2 protein-coding genes are annotated in these 2,325 nt (G+C 66.4%); both read left to right on the top strand.

What is annotated here, in order from left to right; translation table 11 throughout:
- Positions 1-878, top strand: an 878-nt coding sequence (locus tag WAN71_RS24515) for an IMP dehydrogenase (protein ID WP_422227817.1), incomplete at its 5' end; no start/stop codon positions are given.
- A gap of 206 nt (positions 879-1,084) precedes the next feature.
- The coding region (locus tag WAN71_RS24510) for a hemolysin family protein (RefSeq protein ID WP_422227816.1) at positions 1,085-2,325 on the top strand (1,241 nt) is incomplete at its 3' end.

The raw sequence follows: 2,325 nt of genomic DNA, 5'->3' as shown, positions 1-2,325 counted from the left end.
ACGGCACGCTGGCCGGTGTGCTGACCCGCACCGCGGCGATCCGCGCGGGCGTCTACTCGCCGGCCATCGACTCAGCGGGCGGGCTGCGCATCGGCGCAGCGGTCGGCATCAACGGCGATGCGGTCGCTAAGGCCCAGGCACTGACCGAGGCGGGCGTCGACCTGGTTGTCGTCGACACCGCGCATGGGCATCAGGTCAAGGCGCTGCACGCCATCAAGTCGATATCGTCGCTGGATCTGGGTGTGCCACTGGCCGCCGGCAATGTGGTGTCGGCCGAAGGCACCCGCGATCTGATCAGCGCCGGGGCGTCGATCGTCAAGGTCGGTGTGGGCCCAGGCGCGATGTGCACCACCCGGATGATGACCGGCGTCGGGCGACCCCAGTTCTCCGCCGTGGTCGAATGCGCCTCGGCGGCACGGCAACTCGGCGCACACGTGTGGGCCGACGGCGGGGTGCGCCACCCGCGGGACGTAGCCTTGGCGCTGGCGGCCGGCGCGGCGAACGTGATGATCGGATCGTGGTTCGCGGGCACCTACGAATCCCCCGGCGACTTGATGCGTGATCGTGAAGACCAGCCTTACAAAGAGAGCTACGGGATGGCGTCCAAACGCGCCGTGGTTGCCCGCACCGCAGCCGACAGCGCCTTCGAGCGTGCCCGCAAGGCGTTGTTCGAGGAAGGTATCTCAACCTCGCGGATGGGGCTGAACCCCGACCGGGGTGGCGTCGAGGATCTGATCGACCACATCACTTCCGGGGTTCGCAGCACGTGCACCTATGTCGGTGCATCGACACTGGCCGAGTTGCATGAGCGGGCGGTGATCGGGATCCAATCTGCAGCGGGCTTCGCTGAAGGCCATCCACTGCCGTTCGGCTGGTAGACACAGACCGGATGGGGGCGTGTCGTCGCAGCAACAGGGGCTAGGACGGGTTAAGCCTTCGTTACCATAGAAACTCCACGTAGTCATTTGGATAACTTGAGGGAAAGGGTCTCCGTGCCGCAGGCACCCGGCGAGGCCGTTGGCTTCCGGGCTGAGCGGTCACCGCGGCGCCCACGGTCTGATTGCTCGCAACCGCGGCGGCGCCGATGAACCTCGCTGTCATCCTGCTCAGCCTGCTGGCCATCGTGCTGCTCACCGCGGGCAACGCGCTGTTTACCGCCGCTGAGTTCTCGTTGACCACCCTCGAGCGCAGCACTGTCGACGCCAACGCGCGCGATGGTGGCCGTCGCGACCGCTTCGTGCGCCGCGCCCACCACACCCTTTCTTTCCAGCTGTCCGGAGCGCAGTTGGGCATCTCGATAACCACGCTGGTCACCGGGTATCTCACCGCACCGTTAGTGGCGAAGCTGCCGCATCCAGCAATGGATGCGCTCGGGGTGCCTGACCGGGTGGCCGAAGCAGTCATCGCATTCGTGGCTCTAGTGGTTGTCACGTCGCTGTCGATGGTCTTCGGGGAACTCGTGCCCAAGAACCTGGCCGTGGCCCGGCCACTGCGAACCGCGCGCGCCGTGGCGGGCCCGCAGTTGCTGTTCTCGTTCGTGATGACCTTCGCGATCCGGCTGACCAATGGTGCCGCGAACCGGATCCTGCACAAGCTGGGAATCGAGCCCGCGCAGGAACTGCGGTCGGCCCGTTCGCCCCAGGAGCTGGTTTCGCTGGTCCGCACGTCTGCTCGCAGCGGCGCTCTGGACCCGACCACCGCGGCGCTACTGCATCGATCACTGCAGTTCGGCACGCTGACAGCCGAGGAACTGATGACGCCGCGCTCGAAAATCGTTGCGCTGCAAACGGACAACACTGTCGCAGACCTCGTCGCAACAGCCACCGAGAGCGGATTTTCCCGGTTCCCGATCGTCGACGGCGACCTCGACGAGACCGTCGGCATGGTGCACGTCAAACAGGTCTTCGAAGTTCCAGCCGCCGAGCGGAAGCACACCTTGCTGACCGCCGTCGCGCAGCCGGTCGCGGTGGTGCCCTCCACGCTGGACGGCGATGCCCTGATGGGAGAGATCAGGGCCAACGGCTTGCAGACCGCCATGGTTGTCGACGAGTACGGCGGGATCGCGGGCATGGTGACCGTCGAGGACCTGATCGAAGAAATCGTCGGCGACGTGCGTGACGAGCACGACGACACCACACCGGATGTGATGGCATCCGCCGATGGTTGGCGGGTGTCCGGGCTGCTGCGCATCGACGAGGTGGCCGCCGCCACCGGTTATCACGCACGGGAGGGTGAATACGAGACGATCGGCGGGCTGGTGCTTCAGCAGCTCGGCCGCATTCCGGTCGCCGGGGACACGGTGCAGCTGAGCGGATATGAACCCGA

The sequence above is a fragment of the Mycobacterium sp. genome (assembly GCF_049280035.1).
Taxonomy (GTDB): domain Bacteria; phylum Actinomycetota; class Actinomycetes; order Mycobacteriales; family Mycobacteriaceae; genus Mycobacterium.
Note: the sequence above shows the minus strand (reverse complement) of the source record. Positions and strands in the feature narration are given on the sequence as shown.